The 16,332-nt window shown below is 66.6% G+C and carries 15 protein-coding genes; 11 read left to right on the forward strand and 4 right to left on the reverse strand.

Annotated features, from left to right (window positions below):
- Positions 1-82 precede the first annotated feature (82 nt).
- From LT988_RS21170 to pbpC, 3 genes are all read left to right on the forward strand, one after another.
- Positions 83-2,482 (forward strand): DUF4407 domain-containing protein, encoded by a 2,400-nt coding sequence (locus LT988_RS21170; RefSeq protein WP_232407464.1) that lies wholly within the window; start codon positions 83-85, stop codon positions 2,480-2,482.
- Between the two features lie 169 nt (positions 2,483-2,651).
- On the forward strand, positions 2,652-4,301 hold the full coding sequence (locus LT988_RS21175; protein ID WP_232407465.1) for a methyltransferase regulatory domain-containing protein: 1,650 nt from the start codon (positions 2,652-2,654) through the stop codon (positions 4,299-4,301).
- A gap of 28 nt (positions 4,302-4,329) precedes the next feature.
- Positions 4,330-6,435: a penicillin-binding protein 1C gene (gene pbpC, locus LT988_RS21180; RefSeq protein ID WP_232407466.1), complete on the forward strand. Its 2,106-nt coding sequence runs from the start codon at positions 4,330-4,332 to the stop codon at positions 6,433-6,435.
- A gap of 76 nt (positions 6,436-6,511) precedes the next feature.
- Here pbpC and LT988_RS21185 read toward each other — a convergent pair whose 3' ends face one another.
- Entirely contained in the window at positions 6,512-6,754 is a 243-nt protein-coding gene (locus LT988_RS21185) for a hypothetical protein (RefSeq protein WP_232407467.1), read from the reverse strand.
- Here LT988_RS21185 and LT988_RS21190 point away from each other — a divergent pair.
- Entirely contained in the window at positions 6,753-7,217 is a 465-nt protein-coding gene (locus tag LT988_RS21190; RefSeq protein WP_232407468.1) for a DUF29 domain-containing protein, read from the forward strand. The genes LT988_RS21185 and LT988_RS21190 overlap by 2 nt on opposite strands.
- Positions 7,210-7,701 carry a hypothetical protein gene (locus LT988_RS21195; protein ID WP_332460498.1) on the forward strand — a complete coding sequence of 164 codons (492 nt, stop codon included), beginning with the start codon at positions 7,210-7,212 and terminating at the stop codon, positions 7,699-7,701. Before LT988_RS21190 ends, LT988_RS21195 begins: the two co-directional genes overlap by 8 nt.
- 335 nt (positions 7,702-8,036) lie before the next feature.
- Here the strand turns inward: LT988_RS21195 and LT988_RS21200 are convergent, their stop codons facing one another.
- Complete coding sequence (locus LT988_RS21200) at positions 8,037-8,933, reverse strand: carbon-nitrogen hydrolase (RefSeq protein WP_232407470.1); 897 nt, start codon at positions 8,931-8,933, stop codon at positions 8,037-8,039.
- Between the two features lie 66 nt (positions 8,934-8,999).
- Complete coding sequence (locus LT988_RS21205) at positions 9,000-9,476, reverse strand: MEKHLA domain-containing protein (RefSeq protein WP_232407471.1); 477 nt, start codon at positions 9,474-9,476, stop codon at positions 9,000-9,002.
- A gap of 122 nt (positions 9,477-9,598) precedes the next feature.
- Here LT988_RS21205 and LT988_RS21210 point away from each other — a divergent pair, with 122 nt between their 5' ends.
- From LT988_RS21210 to LT988_RS21235, 6 genes are all read left to right on the forward strand, one after another.
- Positions 9,599-10,375 (forward strand): metal-dependent hydrolase, encoded by a 777-nt coding sequence (locus LT988_RS21210; protein WP_232407472.1) that lies wholly within the window; start codon positions 9,599-9,601, stop codon positions 10,373-10,375.
- Positions 10,376-10,524: 149 nt separating this feature from the next.
- Complete coding sequence (locus LT988_RS21215; protein ID WP_232407473.1) at positions 10,525-10,881, forward strand: hypothetical protein; 357 nt, start codon at positions 10,525-10,527, stop codon at positions 10,879-10,881.
- 92 nt (positions 10,882-10,973) lie between these two features.
- On the forward strand, positions 10,974-12,107 hold the full coding sequence (locus LT988_RS21220) for an efflux RND transporter periplasmic adaptor subunit (RefSeq protein WP_232407474.1): 1,134 nt from the start codon (positions 10,974-10,976) through the stop codon (positions 12,105-12,107).
- A 25-nt stretch (positions 12,108-12,132) separates the two neighbouring features.
- Positions 12,133-13,848, forward strand: coding sequence for an ATP-binding cassette domain-containing protein (locus LT988_RS21225; RefSeq protein ID WP_232407475.1), 1,716 nt, complete (start codon positions 12,133-12,135; stop codon positions 13,846-13,848).
- Between the two features lies 1 nt (position 13,849).
- The gene (locus LT988_RS21230; RefSeq protein WP_232407476.1) at positions 13,850-14,977 is read left to right on the forward strand and encodes an ABC transporter permease; all 1,128 of its coding nucleotides are present in this window, start codon (positions 13,850-13,852) and stop codon (positions 14,975-14,977) included.
- A gap of 5 nt (positions 14,978-14,982) precedes the next feature.
- On the forward strand, positions 14,983-16,092 hold the full coding sequence (locus tag LT988_RS21235) for an ABC transporter permease (protein ID WP_232407477.1): 1,110 nt from the start codon (positions 14,983-14,985) through the stop codon (positions 16,090-16,092).
- Here the strand turns inward: LT988_RS21235 and LT988_RS21240 are convergent.
- Positions 16,069-16,332, reverse strand: coding sequence for a P-loop NTPase family protein (locus tag LT988_RS21240; protein ID WP_232407478.1), 264 nt, complete (start codon positions 16,330-16,332; stop codon positions 16,069-16,071). The genes LT988_RS21235 and LT988_RS21240 overlap by 24 nt on opposite strands.

The following is a 16,332-nucleotide window of genomic DNA, read 5'->3' on the forward strand; positions in this document are numbered from 1 at the left end:
CCACATCGGGTCGGTCAACGTCCGCCGATGGTTTATCCTGTCTTGACTGAGGTGCTCGCATTGGTCAAGGGAGGCCAGGAACATGGATCTCGGGCGGCGATCTCGACGCTTCTTCAAGGTCCCTTCATTGAATACGCTGCGGTTGCGTCCTTACGGCGACAGCCTCATCACGCCTGCCGTTGCCGTTTGGCTCGGCTTCGCCTGGGTCGTCATCCTGTTGATGGCCAGCATCGAAGGTATCGTCTGGGGTTTCGTCGGGGCCTCGATCGTACCGCAGGCCGCGGCCTGGCTTCGACCGGTCGCCGGTCTCTTCATGTTCGTGCTCATGTTCGCGATCATCTGGATCGTCGATGCCTCCCTGATCATGTCCGAGCGTCCGAGCCGCGCCCGCGGTGCACTCGGGGGCGCTCTTCGGGACGCCCGGCTCGACGAGCGAGGCGCGGGCGTCCGCTGGTTTTTCGGTCTGCTGGTCCGGGTGCTGATCGTGGCGGTCTCGCTCTATGTGACCGCGCCCTTTCTGGCCAAGCTGATCCGGGCCGACGATATCGAGAGCTACCACCAGCGCCTGGTCGAGCAGTATTACTCCAGGCGTGATGCGGCCTTCCAGTCGCAGGTCGCCGCGCGCGCCCAAGAGGTCGAGACCCGATACGGGGGGCTGACCGCGCCTTTGGAGGAAGAGGTCGAGCGTCTGAACCGGTCGCTCGACGCCGAGCGGCAACGTCGTGATCGAATCGCGGCCGAGTACACCCCCGAGATCACGGTGCTGCGCACCGAGCTGGCCGCCGCACAGGAGCGCCTCGGCGACGAGATCCACGGACGTGGCGACCGTCCGGAGGGCTATGGACCGGAAGCGCGCAAATGGGATGCTCGGGTGCAGACCCTGGTCGCCGAGTTGGCCGACAAACAGGCCGAGATCGATCGGCGCATCGCCGAGGTCGCGCAGACGATCGCGGACCAGGAAGAGCGCCTGCGTGCGCGAACGGATGAGCTCCAACGTCTGCGCCTGGAACAGCAGGAGCGCATGGACCGCATCCGGGCCGAAGTGGCCGCCGCCCAGCCCGAGGAACTGCCGCCGCGGTTGACCTTCGCGGCGCGCTCCAAGGCCTTGCAGGCACTGCGCGAGAGCCCGGACGAGGCGGGCGTGCCCCATTTCGAGACGGTCGACGGCTTTGCGCAGGCGGCGCTGGCGATCCTCTTCTTCTCGTTGATCGCGCTGAAGTTGTTCGAGCCGGCCGCGGTGCGGGCCTATTTCAGCGAATCCCTGCAGTTCCAATACCGTAAATACCTCGACGGTGCGCTGTCCGGGATCCCCGGCTTTGCCTGTCCGGAGGATCCCGCGCAACGTCTGAGTCCGGTCGAGTTCGCGCGCCAGTGGTGGCGCTACGAGCGCGATCCGGAGGGTCATTTCGCCGAACAGGAGGCGCGGTTGGCGGCCGCCGAGCCGATGCGCATGCGCTTGGCCGAGGAGTCGTTCGCCGAGACACTCGTCGAGCGTCGTCGCGAGAATCTCGATCAGGAGCTGGATCTGGCGCGCCGCCGCCGCGAGATCGAGGTGGCGGCCTACGAGAACGAGCAGCGTTTGCGTGCCGGCGAGCTGCGTGCCCAGTTGGCCGACGAGACACGCGCCAAGCATCATCATCGGCGTGCCGAGCTCGAGCATGAGCTGCAGCAGGCGCGCGAGTCCTGGGCGCTGCAGAAGGCCCACGACGAGGAGGACATGCGCGAGCGCATGGCCGCCTTCGAGCGCTCCATCGAGCTGGCCCGCGAGGACCGACGTTTGCGCGAGAAGGAGATGGAGATCCGCCGCGCTCAACGCGAGGAGGAGCTGCGTCAGGCCGATGTGCAGCGCCTGCACCGTCATCGGGTCGAGACCGCGGAGCTCGAAGCCCGGCGCCGCCGCGAGGACCGTCTCGAGCGGATTGCCGGGATGCGCGACGAGCTGAGCCGTCTGCGCGAGCTGGAGACGCGCGACACGAACGAGGCCGCGACCCTGCGCGAGGCCGGCTATCGGCTGAAGGACGCCATCGAGTCATTGAACGGGAAGATCGGATCGGCCGAGAGCGGGTCGGCATCGGCCCGCGCGCGGATGGCCGAGCTGCAGCGGATCGCGGATCGCCCGAACGGGGGCAGCGGAGAGAGCGCCGGATCCTCCGGCGGCGGCTTCTGGTCGCGCAGGGGACGGCCCGATGACGGAATGAGTGCTCGCGAAGCGAGGCGGGAGATGAAATCGCTCGAGAAGTGGCTGCGCGATGAGGGCGAGCGCCTTGCCGGCTTGCGCGACGAGCGACGGGCCTTGGAGTTGCGTCGGATTACCCACGAGGATCAACTTCGCGCCATCGAGGATCGACTCTCCGGGATCCGATCGCGCATCCTCTTCCACGAAGATGCGATCGGCACCCTGTTGACTCGCGAGGTGTCGGGTCCGGACGATGCCTTACCGAGCGACCGGCCGTACGACCAGCCGAGCCAACTGCCCGCCTGAGAATGAACCCTGCGGTCCTGCGGGTCGAGGCTGGCCTGCCCGGTGCTGCGTGGGCGATGCATCGGTCGCTTCACGCGTGCCTAAACCCGATGCCTGCGCTCTGTCGGAACGCGGAATCTCGGGTTACGCTGCGCTGACCCGACCGACGAGGCCTCCCGGTTCGACATCCATGACGACGCTCGACAGCTACGATCAAATCCCCTACGAGAGCTTTGCGATCCCGGAGACCCATCCGGACTATCTGGCGACGCTCGGTCGGTTGCTCGGTCTGACCACGGCGGATCCGGAGCACTGCCGGGCGTTGGAGCTGGGTGCGGCGAGCGGCGGGAATCTGATCCCGATGGCCTTTCATCTGCCTTGGAGCGAATTCGTCGGGGTCGAGCTCTCCGCCGAGCAGGCCCGGCGCGGCCAGGCCATGATCGCCGAGCTAGGACTGACCAATCTGCGTCTGCTCCATCAGGACATCCTCGATGTCGACGCCACGCAAGCCCCGTTCGACTTTATCCTGGTCCACGGCGTCTATTCCTGGGTCCCGGAGGCGGTGAAGGAGCACATCCTGCACCTTTGCGGTCGGCTCCTGAGCGCGCGCGGGATCGCCTATGTCAGCTACAACGTGCTGCCCGGTTGGCGTCAGCGGGGCATGTTGCGCGATATGCTGCTGTTCCACTGTCGCGGCGCAAGCTCCCCCGGCGAGCGTTTGAGCCGCGCGCGCGATCTGCTCGATCGGCTTGCACGAGGGGTCTCGACCACGCACCCGGACGGGCAGGCGCGACCCGAGGCCGAGACGCTGCGGCGCGAGGTCGAATATCTGCGCACCGCCCGCGCGAGCTATCTCTATCATGAGTACCTGGAGGAGACGAACAGTCCGGAGCTGTTCAGCGACGTCATGGCGCGGGCGCACCGACACGGGCTCGCCTTCCTCGCCGAGTCCAAGCTGCACACCATGTTTGCCTCCACGCTCGGGGCGGCGGCCGAGGCCGCGCTCGACGGGCTCGGCGATCAGCTCGTGCAGGAGCAGTACATGGATTTCCTGCGCCTGCGGGCCTTTCGGCAGACCCTGTTCGTGCGCGCGGACGCGCGGCCCTGTCTGGAGATCGATCTGGAGCGTCTGCACGACTTCTCTCTCCATGCCGACCTGACGCCCTTGCAGCGGGTCCATCTGAACCGCGTGAAGCGCCAGGAATACGCCACGGCCGACGGAAGTCGCCTGCAGGTGGAGCATCCCTTGACCAAGGCCGTTTTGGAAGGTCTTGCGGTGGTGTATCCGAATGCGCTGCCCTTGGGGCCACTCCTGGACGCGGCCGCGAAGGAGGTCGCCGGGGCCGGCGGGCGGCGCTATGCGGATGAGCGGGATGCCTGTTTGGTCGAGCTTTTCAACCTCTACATCTCGCAGGGGATCGGCCTGACCGGGCGCGCCGCCCGCTGGCCGCACCAGGTCGGCGCTCGTCCCAGGGCCACGCCCTTGGCCCGTGCTCAGGCCGCGTCCGGAGAGGGGCATGTCGCGAGCGTGCGGCACCGCAGCCTCGGGCTTGACGCCTTATCCACCCGGCTGCTCATGCTGCTCGACGGCACCCGCGATCTGAACCTCTTGTTGACGGACCTCGCCGCCGAGATTCGGACCGACCCGAAATTGGCCGCGGCGCTGGGTTCCCCGGACGAGGGCGAGGTCCGGTCGGAGCAGGTCGCACCGGCCAGTCTCGAGCGACTGCTCGGCATCTTCGCGCGCGCGGGTCTGCTTGTCGCAGAGGTGCAGCCTCGCGATTCCGATCTCGGGGACCTGGGGCGCGACGGGCGGCTGACGGAGGAGGTTCCGCCGTGACACGGACCGGATGGTCTCGGGGAAAGGCGTGCTGATTAAGCCGCTTGCGGCCCTCGGCGCCCTCTTGCTCCTGTTGGTGGGCGGCCGAGCGGGGTTGGATGCGCTGATCGAGACCACGCCGCCGCCGGAGATGCGGACCTCCACCTCGACCCTGATGCTGGATCGCGACGGGCGTCTGCTGCGCGCCTTCACGGTCGCCGACGGACGCTGGAGACTGCCGGTCGATCTGAATACGGTCGATCCGACCTATGTGGCGATGCTTCTGGCCTACGAGGATCGCCGCTTCGCGTCGCATCCGGGTGTCGATGTACTCGCCCTGGTGCGTGCCGGCTGGCAGCTCCTGAGTCAGGGAAGGATTCGTTCAGGCGGCTCGACCCTGACCATGCAACTGGTGCGGCTGCTGGAGACGCGCTCGACGCGCAATGCAGGCGGCAAGCTTCGGCAGATCCGCGCCGCGATCTGGCTGGAGCGACGGCTCGATAAAGACGCCATCCTGGAAACCTATCTGACCCTCGCCCCTTACGGCGGCAATCTCGAAGGTGTGCGCTCGGCCTCGCTCGCATGGCTCGGCAAGGAGCCGCGCCGCTTGACACCGGCCGAGGCGGCGTTGCTCGTCGCCTTGCCCCAATCACCCGAGACACGCCGGCCGGATCGGCACCCCGAGGCCGCCCGTCGGGCGCGTGACCGCGTGCTCGAGCATGTGCGTTTGGCCGGGATCATCGACGCGGACGAGGCGGCGAGGGCCCGTGCCGAGCCCATCCCGACCACACGCCTGGATGCCCCGATGTTGGCGGCGCATCTCACCGATCGACTCAGGCGCGCGCAGCCCGAGCGCCCGGTCCATCGCTTGACCCTGGATGCGGGTCTGCAGGAGCGCCTCGAGCAGCTCGCGAACGCGCGTGCCGCCACGCTCGGTCCGCGGGTGTCGATGGGGATCCTGGTCGCCGATCACGGGCGCGGCGAGGTCCTCGCCAGCGTGGGTTCCGCCGGTCTTTTCGAGACGGCTCGACAGGGTCATGTCGACATGACGCGCGCCGTGCGTTCCCCGGGCTCGACGCTGAAGCCGCTCATCTACGGGCTGGCCTTCGAGGACGGCCGGGCCCATCCGGAGAGCCTGATCGAGGACCGCCCGAGCGCCTTCGGCGGCTATGTCCCGGCCAACTTCGACCTGGGCTTTCAGGGTACGGTCACGGTGCGTCGGGCTCTGCAGCTCTCGCTCAACATCCCGGCGGTGAAGCTGCTGGATGCGGTCGGGCCTGCGCGGCTGGTCGCGCGCATGCGCCGCGCGGGTGCGCATCCGGTGCTTCCCGATCTTTCGCCGCCCGGGCTCGCGGTCGGCCTGGGCGGCGTCGGCGTGTCCTTGACGGACCTCGTCGGCATCTATGCCGCCATCGCCCGGGGCGGTCGACCGGTGATCTTGCGGGAGACGCTCGACGAGGAGGGCGCGGGCTCCGGATCGCTCGGCGTCGTCGGCGTCCCTGCCGATACCGGAGCGGACGCCGGGGCACCCGTGCTCGATGCGCGTGCAGCCTGGTATGTCGCCTCGATCCTCGCCGGCGCCCCGGCACCGACCAACAGCGCGCCGGGCGTTCTCGCATTCAAGACCGGGACCTCCTACGGTTACCGCGATGCTTGGGCGATCGGGTTCGACGGGCGTCATGTGGCCGGGGTCTGGGTCGGTCGTCCCGACGGTGCTCCCGTGCCCGGCCTCGCCGGCATCGATGCCGCCGCGCCCGTGCTGGTCGAGGTCTTTGCACGTCTCGGCCCGACGACGCCGCTGCCTCCCGCGCCACCCGGCATCCTGAGCAGCACCTCCGCGGAGCTGCCGCCGCCGCTGCGCCGCGTTCAGGATCCGCGTGCGGCCTCGCGCGGTGGTGCCGACGCGCCGCAGATCGCCTATCCACCCGAGGGTGCGCGTGTCGAGTTGGGACTCGGTGGAGGTCGGGCCGCCGATCTGGTCTTGCGGGTTCGCGACGGTGTTCCGCCCTTCACCTGGTTCATCGACGGCGCGCCGGTCGCGCGCGAGCCTTACGCCCGCACCGCCCGTTGGACGCCCCGGGGCCCCGGATACGTCGCCATCTCGGTCGTCGATGCCCGCGGCGGTGCATCGAGGGTGAATGTCTTTCTACAATGATCGGATGTCCCTTTTTCGCGGATGAGCATTGCCCTTGCGCGGCGCACTGGCATTCAGCAAGATTCACCATCACACTTCAGACTAGCGCTGTAGGGTGGACAAGCGAAGCGCAGTCCACCAGCGCCGTCGCGGGATTCGGTGGACTTTGCTTGCGCTCGTCCACACTACGGCCGGTACTATGAACAACGCCGTTGTCGTCATCGACGATCGATGCGACCACGATGACGACAACGACGACCTCATTGATATCCGACGGTTTCGGAATCTCTGCACCGCAACACTCGCCGAGGTTGGCGCCAATCCCGGAGCCCGTCATCATGTCTCAAACGCTTTACGATCAGGATTTGTACGACTGGTCCATGCAAACAGCCCGCCTGTTGCGAGAAGGGCGCTATGCCGAGATCGACGCGCTGCATCTCGCGGAGGAAGTGGAGTCGATGGGCAAGAGTGAGCGCCGAGCCTTGGAGCATCGTCTCGTGGTGTTGCTCGTTCATCTCCTGAAATGGGAGCACCAGCCGGAACAACGCTCGAAGAGCTGGCAGCGGACCTTGATCGAACAGCGCAAGCAGGTCGCCAAACTCCTGGACGACAGCCCGAGCCTGAAGCCTCGTCTGCTTGACCTGCTCGTCGATGCCTACGACAGCGCAGTTCGCTGGGCGGCCGATGAAACCGGGATGGACGAGAGCGATTTCCCGCAGGATTGTCCCTATGGCGGGGAGCAGGTCCTCGATCCTTCATTTTTTCCTGGCCCCGAAGCAAACGATGTGCCCCGACGTGTCTGACACCTCCTCGCCGCGACGGACCACGGCCCTGCTCTGGGTCATCGCCGTCCTGCTGCTCGTTGCCGTTGTCGCGGTGGCCGTCTACAAAGCCTGGCCTCTGCTGAACCCAACGCTGGCCGAGGTCGCACAGCTTGATCCGAGCTGCGATCTGCGCGCCGGACCCTGTGATGCGCGGTTTGCCGGCGGGGAGAGCGTGCGCTTTGCGATCGAGCCGCAGACTATCCCGGTCGTGACGCCGTTGCGGCTTCTCGTGCAGACGACCGGCTTCGAGGTTCGTGCGGTGGAGGTCGATTTCGCCGGTGTGGACATGAACATGGGGTACAACCGCACTGGCCTGGAGTCGGTCGGGCCGGGCCTTTACGAAGGGCAGGGGACCTTGCCGGTGTGCGTGCGGGCGCGCATGGAGTGGGAGGCGCGGGTGTTGGTTCACACGGCCGAGGGGATCTCGGCGGCGCCGTTTCGATTCGAGACGCGGAGGGATTGAGTCGCGTTCGGGGTTTCCTGAGTCGTTCGCGTGCGGGATTGGACTGGTCGCCTTGACAGGTGGTTGGAGACGCGATCCAAGCGTTTTTTCGTTTTTCGGATCGGCACGGTCAAAATAAGACGGTGTCTAGACGACTCGATACCCGTAGGTTGTGCTGACGATAGGAAGCACCACTTGCGACGACGGTTGGTTGTGCCTTGCACGGCTCGGCAAGACCTGCATCGCCGGGGTGAGATTGCGAAACCTGGCAGGGCGCCGACGCCGGGGATGCCGGGGTTCGCTCTGCTCACCCCAGCCTACCCGTAGATCAAGGTGTTCACCTTGTTTCTTGATCGTTACGACCGGTCCCGATAGCGGCGGGTCAGGTCGCCGTAGGCGTCGATGCGGCGGTCGCGCAGGAAGGGCCAGAGACGGCGAACTTGCTCGGTGCGGGCCGGGTCGATCTGCGCAAGCAGGATCTGCGGATTCTGATCGCCGGCCTGTGCGAGCATCTCGCCTTGGGGACCGCAGACGAAGGAATGACCCCAAAACCGTGCGCCGGCCGTCGCGCCACTCGGGTCGGGCTCGAATCCGACCCGATTGCAGGCCGCGACAGGCAGGGCATTCGCGATCGCGTGACTGCGCTGGATCCCGACCCATGCCTCGCGCTGGCGCACTTGCTCGTCCGGCCCGTCGTTGGGGTCCCAGCCGATCGCGGTCGGGTAAAGCAGGATCTCCGCCCCTGCCAACGCCATCAGACGGGCGGCCTCCGGATACCATTGATCCCAACACACCAAGACGCCCAGGCGTCCGACCGAGGTGTCGATCGGCTCGAAGCCGAGGTCGCCGGGCGTGAAATAGAACTTCTCGTAGTAGCCCGGATCCTCGGGGATGTGCATCTTGCGATAGACGCCGGCGAGCCGTCCGTCGCTGTCCAAAACCACGGCCGTGTTGTGATAGAGCCCCGGGGCGCGGCGCTCGAACAGCGAGGCGACAATGACCACGCCGAGCTCGCCCGCCAAAGCGCCGAGGCGTGCGGTGCTCGGGCCCGGGATCGGCTCGGCGAGATCGAAGTTGGCCGGGTCTTCGGTCTGGCAGAAGTAAGCGCTGTTGTGGAGCTCCTGGAGCAGAACGAGACGCGCACCACTCGCGACGGCCTCGAGGATTCCCCGCTCGCAGGCATCGAGATTCGCCGCGACGCTTCCGTAATCGGTTTCCTGCACGAGTGCGATGGTGAACGGGGACCCCGACATGACGCCGACCTCCGAAAACGATGGATCCAGATGTGTGACTGACCGAACGCGACGCGCAGGGGACGGTCAAGCCAGCGGATGCACGGATGCAAAGGTCGCCGCCTGTCCTTGAAGCCGTCCCTCTTGATCGATCAGATTCCAAACGACGGCTCCATCGATGCGAAACCGCCGGCCGCTCGAGGATACGCGCACCCCGCTGTAATCGTCGATGAAGCCGTGGGCGTTCACCTGCGCGAGCAGGCGTGCACGCTCCTCCCGATCCGGTGCCTCGGCGGTGAAGCGCGAGGGCATCCGCGTGAGCTGCTCCCAGTCGAGCTCGAACAGATCCAGAACCCGTCGGTTGCCGTAGGTCAGGATCGGATCCGGATCGGCCGTGTGCGACAGGAGCGCAAAAGGCGCCTCGAACAGGCACCGTGCGGCCTCGCGGTCGTCCAAACCGGGGTCGATCAGATCGCGGCCTGTGAGGCGTCGATAGCTCGTGCGCAGGAGTCGGGCATGGTCGCAGAGGAAGTCATTGGACGGGTCGGGGTGGGGGAAGGGCATGACCTGATCATCCTGTCGAAATTCGAAGGGGCAGGCTCACCGTTTGAGCCTCCGCCCTGTTAGTCTCTGCGGGATTCGGGGTCGGCAATCAGACCCCTCTGTTCCCGGATCCACGAGCGCGCATGGCCAATTTCCAGACCCATCTCAACGGCGGCATCTTCGTCAGCGTTGCCGCCGTGCTCGGCTTACATGGCGCCGGACTGGTCGAGCAGGGCGCAACGCTCGGCTATTTTGCACTGGGTGTCGCCGGGAGTCTCCTTCCGGACATCGATGCCGATGCCTCCAAGCCCGTGCGTGCCTTCTTCAATGTGCTCGGGGTTGCGGTCGCCTTCGCGATGACGCTCCCGCTGATCGGTCGGTTTCTTCCGCTGGAGGTCGCGCTCATCTGGGTCGGCGTCTTTCTCTGCGTGCGCTATCTGATCTTCGAGCTCTTCGCGCGGGTGACGGTTCACCGCGGCATTTGGCATTCCTGGCTCGGGATCGCGGCGGCGGCTCTGGCCACCGTCAACATCGCCTACTGGATGATGGAGCGGTCTGCGGAAGCAGCCTGGGTTGCCGGTCTCATGGTCGGGATCGGCTACCTGACGCACCTCGTCCTGGACGAGCTTTACAGCGTCGATCTGCTGAACAGTCGGGTGAAGCGGTCGTTCGGAACCGCGCTCAAGCCCTTCAGTCTTGCCGATCCTCGGAGCAGCCTCGGGATGCTGGCCGTCGTCGTTGCGTTGGCGTGGTTCGCGCCTGCGCTCGACTGGGGTTTGCTTCCGGCGGAAGGCCTGCCGCGGGTGGCCGTCGTTCTCGCCAACCGTATGGTCGAGGCGCTCGGGGGCGTGGTCGACGGAACCGGTCTGCTTCTGCAGTCACTGATCGATTGGATCCGCACGGGGGCTGCTCACCTGTGACGGCTCGGCGCAATTCGGGTGGACCGCCGGGCGGAGCGCCGGGTGGATGTTGTTGGCTTGTTGGCTCCCCTGGTCGCGAGTAGCATCTCCTGCGGCTCGGCGCGGTGCCGAGACCTTTGTCTTGGATAGAAGATCGAGGTGACCACGCGATGAAATATTATCTCGGAGCTGTCTGTCTTCTCATGGGTGCCTGGTTGGTCTATCAGGCGTTGACACATCGACGTGCCGTGATCGGCGCCCGCGAGCGCGCCGCAGCGGAGAACCGCGAGCAGAAGATCCACCGGAACCTGGAAGGCATGCGGCTCGGCCTTGCACCGCTTTACGTCATGGGGATCCTTTTCACGGGGCTGGTTTTGGCTGCGATCTGGTTCGTCGTCGACCGCGAGCGGGTCTTATCCGTGCTCGATATCCTCGGGTTCCTGATGGTCCTTGGAGCTTACGCCTTCTGGATGGCCGTACGGATCCAATACAGCCCGATCGGGTTGGAGTCGAAGCAGACCGAATGAGCGCCTTCTGATGTGCGTTGCGGTTCGGGTCTCGGACGCGCCGCGGTCCGCCCGAGACCGACTCGCCGACGGCTTCTGCCGGGATGTCCTTGATGAAGAAGATCCTGATACCGATTGTCGTTCTTGCACTCGCCGTCGGCGGTTATCTCCTGTACCGGGTCGAACATGCCCCCGCGGATGACTCGGACCGTCTGACGCTTTACGGAAACATCGACGTGCGCCTGGTCAACCTGGCCTTCGAGGTCAGCGGACGGATCCAAACCATGCCGGTTTCCGAGGGCGCGCGGGTGGAGGCAGGGCAGGTCCTCGCGGGCCTGGACGCTCGGCGCCTCGCGTTGGCCCGCGAGGTCGCGAGTGCCGAGGTCGAGGCCCAGCGCGCCGAGCTCGATAAGCTCATCTCGGGTCCGCGTCGCGAGGAGATCGAGAAGCTGCGCGCCGACGTGGAGGCCGCGCGCACCGAGGCCGCCAACGCCAAACGCCATGCCGAGCGCACCAAAGGAATGGCCGATCGTAAGATGGCCTCGCCGCAGGAGTACGACAACGCGCGCACCGAGTCCGAGGCCGCCGAGGCCCGGGCCGAGGCCGCGCGCGCCGCCTTGGATCTCGCCTTGGCGGGCAGTCGCGCGGAGGACATCGCCCGCGCCCGCGCCACCCTTGCGGCCTTGGAGGCTGCCCTCGACGAGGCGGATCTGAACCTGGCATACGCCACCCTCCTCGCGTCGGGTCCAGGAGTGGTGCAGAATCGGATCCTCGAGCCCGGTGACATGGCCTCGCCCGATCGCCCGGTCTACACCATCGCCCTGAACGAGCCCTTGTGGGCCCGGGTTTATCTCGCCGAGCCGGACCTGGGGCGCGTGCGACAGGGTCAACCCGCGCAGGTGTTCAGCGACAGCTTCCCCGGACGGTCCTATTCGGGATGGGTCGGCTATATCTCGCCGAGCGCCGAGTTCACACCCAAGACGGTCCAGACCACCGAGCTGCGCGCCGATCTGGTCTACCAGGCCCGCATCTATGTCTGCAATCCGGCCGGCGAGCTGCGCCAGGGGATGCCGGTGACGGTCGAGATCGACCTGACGCGCGAGCCGATGGCCTCGCCGGGGTGCGTGCCCGGGTCGGATGCCGACTCGACCGGTCCCGCGTCCGGGTCCACGTCCGGGTCGAGCCCAGTCGAGTCACCGGACGCGTCGGGGGCAGCCGACGCGCCCATCCCGTCGGGGCGGCCCTGAGGGCCGGACGACCCGGATCCGACCCATGTCCGATTGCCCATTGCGCGCCCTGGATGTCCGCAAGAGCTTCTTCGTCGGCGCTCGCCGTATCCGTGCGCTGGACGGCGTCAGCCTTGAAGTGAAGCCCGGTGTGGTGACCGGGCTGATCGGTCCCGACGGTGCGGGCAAGACCACCTTCATGCGCCTGGCGTCGGGATTGCTCGCTCCGGATGGCGGCCGCATCGAGGTCTTGGGTCTGGATGCGACCGGCGATGCACTCGCGGTTCAGTCCAGGATCGGGTACATGCCCCAGCGCTTCGGGCTCTACGAAGACTTGAGTGTCCGCGAGAACCTCGACCTCTACGCCGACCTCCAGGGTGTGCCTGCCGCGGATCGTCCCGCCCGGCACGCGCGCCTGATGGAGATGACGGGCCTCGGTCCGTTCGGGGCTCGTCTGGCCGGACAGCTCTCGGGCGGCATGAAACAGAAGCTGGGTTTGGCCTGCACGCTCGTGAATCCGCCACGTCTGCTCTTGCTCGACGAGCCGACGGTCGGCGTCGATCCGGTCTCGCGCCGAGAGCTGTGGGCGATCGTCGATCGGCTGGTGGCGGAGGAGGGGATGAGCCTGCTGCTCTCCACGGCCTATCTCGACGAGGCGCAACGTTGCGCTCAGGTCGTCCTCATCCATCAGGGACGCGTCATCGATCAGGGACCGCCCGGCCGGTTCAGCGCACCGTTGCGCGGCCGCACCTTCCGTGTCAAGGGTGCGCCCGCCGGACGGCGGCGCCTTCAGGCGCGTCTGGCCGCCCTGCCCGGGGTGCTGGATGCCGTCCTCCAGGGCGATGCGGTGCGCGTGGTCATGGCCGAGGGCGCGCGGCCCGCCGTGGCCGATACCGCCGATGATCCGGTCCGGTGGGAACCCGTGGAGCCGCGCTTCGAGGATGGCTTCGTCGCCTTGCTGAGCCAGGGTCGCGACAAGATCGAGCTGCCCGAGATCAAAACGGCGGTGTCGCGTTTCTCGGGCGATGCGATCGTCACCGAGGGACTCACCCGACGGTTCGGCGACTTCGTTGCCGTCGATGGCTTGAGCGTCGCGGTGCATGCCGGAGAGGTCTTCGGCCTGCTCGGCGCCAACGGCGCCGGGAAGACGACCACCTTCCGGATGCTCTGCGGTCTGCTTCCGCCCAGCGAAGGGCGGGCACGGGTGGCCGGGGTCGATCTACGGCATGCACCGGCCGAGGCACGGGCGCGCGTCGGTTACATGTCGCAGCGGTTCTCGCTCTACACCAACCTGTCGGCCATGCAGAATCTGAATTTCTTCGCGCGGGCCTATGGCCTGCGCGGCGCGAGCGCCCGCGACCGGGTCGCCTGGGCGCTGGATGCCTTCGGGCTCGCGGAACTCGCCGGGGCGGAGAGCGGGTCCCTGCCGCTGGGCTACAAACAGCGTCTGGCGATGGCCGCCGCGCTGATGCACGAGCCGGATATCCTCTTTCTCGACGAGCCGACGTCCGGTGTGGACCCGCTTGCGCGTCGCGAGTTCTGGTCGCGGATCAACGCCTTGGCCGAGGGCGGGGTCACCGTCCTGGTGACCACGCACTTCATGGAAGAGGCCGAGTATTGCGATCGTCTGGCCGTCATGGCGGCGGGAGAGGTGTTGGCCTTGGGCACACCGAGCGAGATCAAGGCCCGGGCGGCGACGCCCGAGGTACCGCAACCGGACCTCGAGCAGGCCTTCATCACCTTGATCGAGGCGCACGCCTGACATGGGCGCCCGACCACGAGCCCTGCGTCTGCGCGGCTTGTTGCGCAAGGAGTCGCTGCAGATCCTGCGCGATCCATCCAGTCTCGCGATTGCTTTTGTCTTGCCCGTGTTCTTGCTGCTGCTCTTCGGCTACGGGGTCTCGTTGGACTCCAAGCATGTCCCGATCGGTCTAGTGATCGAGCAACCGAGCGCGGAGACGCAATCCTTTCTCGGCGCCTTTCAGCAATCGGTCTACTTCGTGCCCCGCCTCTATCCGACGCTCCAGGAGGGGCGTGCCGCCTTGCGGACCCATGCGGTGAGCGGGATCGTCGTGCTCGACGGAGATTTCGCCCAACGTCTGAAAGGCGATCGCGACGCGCCGATCCAGGTCATCGTCAGCGGCACGGACGCCAACTCTGCCCGACTGCTCGAGGGCTATGTGCAAGGGGTCTGGTCAAGCTGGCTGGAACGCGAGGCGCAGGCGCGCCGGATCCCGCTGCCGGTGGCCGTCGAGCCGGTGATCCGCATCTGGTTTAATCCGGAGTTGGCCAGTCGCAACTATCTCGTCCCGGGGTTGCTGGTGGTCAATATGACCCTGGTGGGTGCCCTGTTGACCGCGCTGGTCTTCGCGCGCGAATGGGAGCGCGGCACCTTGGAGGCGCTGATGGTCACGCCCGTAACCATCGAGGAGATCCTGATCGGGAAGTTGCTGCCCTATTTTGTCCTGGGGATGGGCGGGATGGTGCTGTCCGTGATCATGGCCCTGTTTCTGTTCGAGGTGCCGATGCGTGGGTCCTTTTGGATCTTGGCGATCTGCTCGACCCTCTTCCTGCTCGCTGCGCTGGGCATGGGGCTGCTGATCTCGATCGTGACGCGCAATCAATTCGTCGCCGGGATGATCGCGATCATCACGACCTTTTTGCCGGCCTTCCTGCTCTCGGGCTTCCTGTTCGATATCGGCAGTATGCCGCCCGTGGTCCAGGCGATTACCCACATCGTCGCCGCGCGCTACTTCGTGGCCATCCTACAGAGCCTCTTTCTCGCCGGGGACATCTGGACGCTGATCCTGCCCAACGCCGCGGCGCTCGCCTTGATGGCGGCCTTCTTCCTCGGACTGAGCCGTCGCCTGCTGCGCAAGCGCATCGAGTAGTCGCCATGCTCGCTCGCATCCTCGCGCTGGCCATCAAGGAGTTTCTTGTCCTCTTCAAGGATAAGCGCAGTCGGCTGGTGGTCGTGGTGCCGCCGCTGATCCAGTTGCTGGTATTCGGCTATGCGGCGTCGTTCGATCTCAACGACGCCACCTACGCCATCTACGATCGCGACGGGGGCTTCGCGGCGCGCGATCTGGCGGCGCGCTTCGAGGGTGCGCCAAGCTTTCGCGCGGTCGGTCGGATCACGCGGCAAGGGCAGATCGCCGAGTGGATCGATGCGCGCAAGGTCCTGTTGGTCATCCAGATCGGGCCGCGCTTCACGGCCGATCTGCTGGCGGGCACGCCTGCCCCGGTGCAGATCTTGATCGACGGGCGCAACTCCAACACGGCTCAGATCCTTCAGAACGACGTCAGCCGAATCATCGCGGATTTCAATCGGGACTGGATTCTCGCCCGGGGCTTGCAGGGCCTGCCGGTGACTCTGATCACGCGGGCCTGGTACAACCCCAATCTCGAGAGTCGCTGGTTCTTCGTCTCCGGATTGGTGGGGATCCTGACCCTGGTGGTGACCATGATGGTCACGGCGCTTTCGGTTGCGCGCGAGCGCGAGCAGGGGACCTTCGATCAACTCCTCGTGACGCCATTGCGGCCGATCGAGATCCTGATCGGCAAGGCGACGCCGGGCCTGGTGATCGGCGTCCTGGAGGCGTCCTTGGTCGTGACCATCGCGGTGTTCTGGTTCCGGGTGCCCTTGGTCGGCGGTCTCGACGTGCTCTATGCCGGGATTCTGCTGTTCGTGCTGGCCGCCGTCGGGGTGGGGCTCATGATCTCCTCCTTGGCTGCGACCCTTCAACAGGCGCTCCTCGGGGCCTTCCTCTTCTTGGTTCCGGCGGTCATCCTCTCGGGTTTCGCCACACCCATCGCGAACATGCCCGAGGCGGTGCAGATCCTCACTCTTGGCGACCCGCTGCGGTATTACCTGGTGATCCTGCGCAGCGTCTTTCTCGAAGGTGCCGGATTCGAGCTTCTGATCGGTCAGATGTGGCCGCTGGCGGTCATCGCCGTCCTAACGCTCGCCGCGGCCGGGTGGTTATTCAGGCATCGCATGGCCTGAGGGCCGATCAGAATCCCGGCGCCTCGGGTCATGCGGCTCGAGCGGGCCGATCGCGCCGTTGTGCAGGCGGTATTGATGGCTGGTGACCTGACGCCTGAAGCGGGCGTCGTGCGAGATCAGGACCAGTGCCTGCGGGAGGACGCCGAGGATCCTCACCAGGCGCCCCCGGGTCTCCTCGTCGAGTCCGTTGCTGGGCTCGTCGAGCAGATGAAAATGTCGGCAGCGTGTGCGCTTGCACAA

The sequence above is a fragment of the Thiocapsa bogorovii genome (assembly GCF_021228795.1).
Taxonomy (GTDB): Bacteria; Pseudomonadota; Gammaproteobacteria; order Chromatiales; family Chromatiaceae; genus Thiocapsa; species Thiocapsa bogorovii.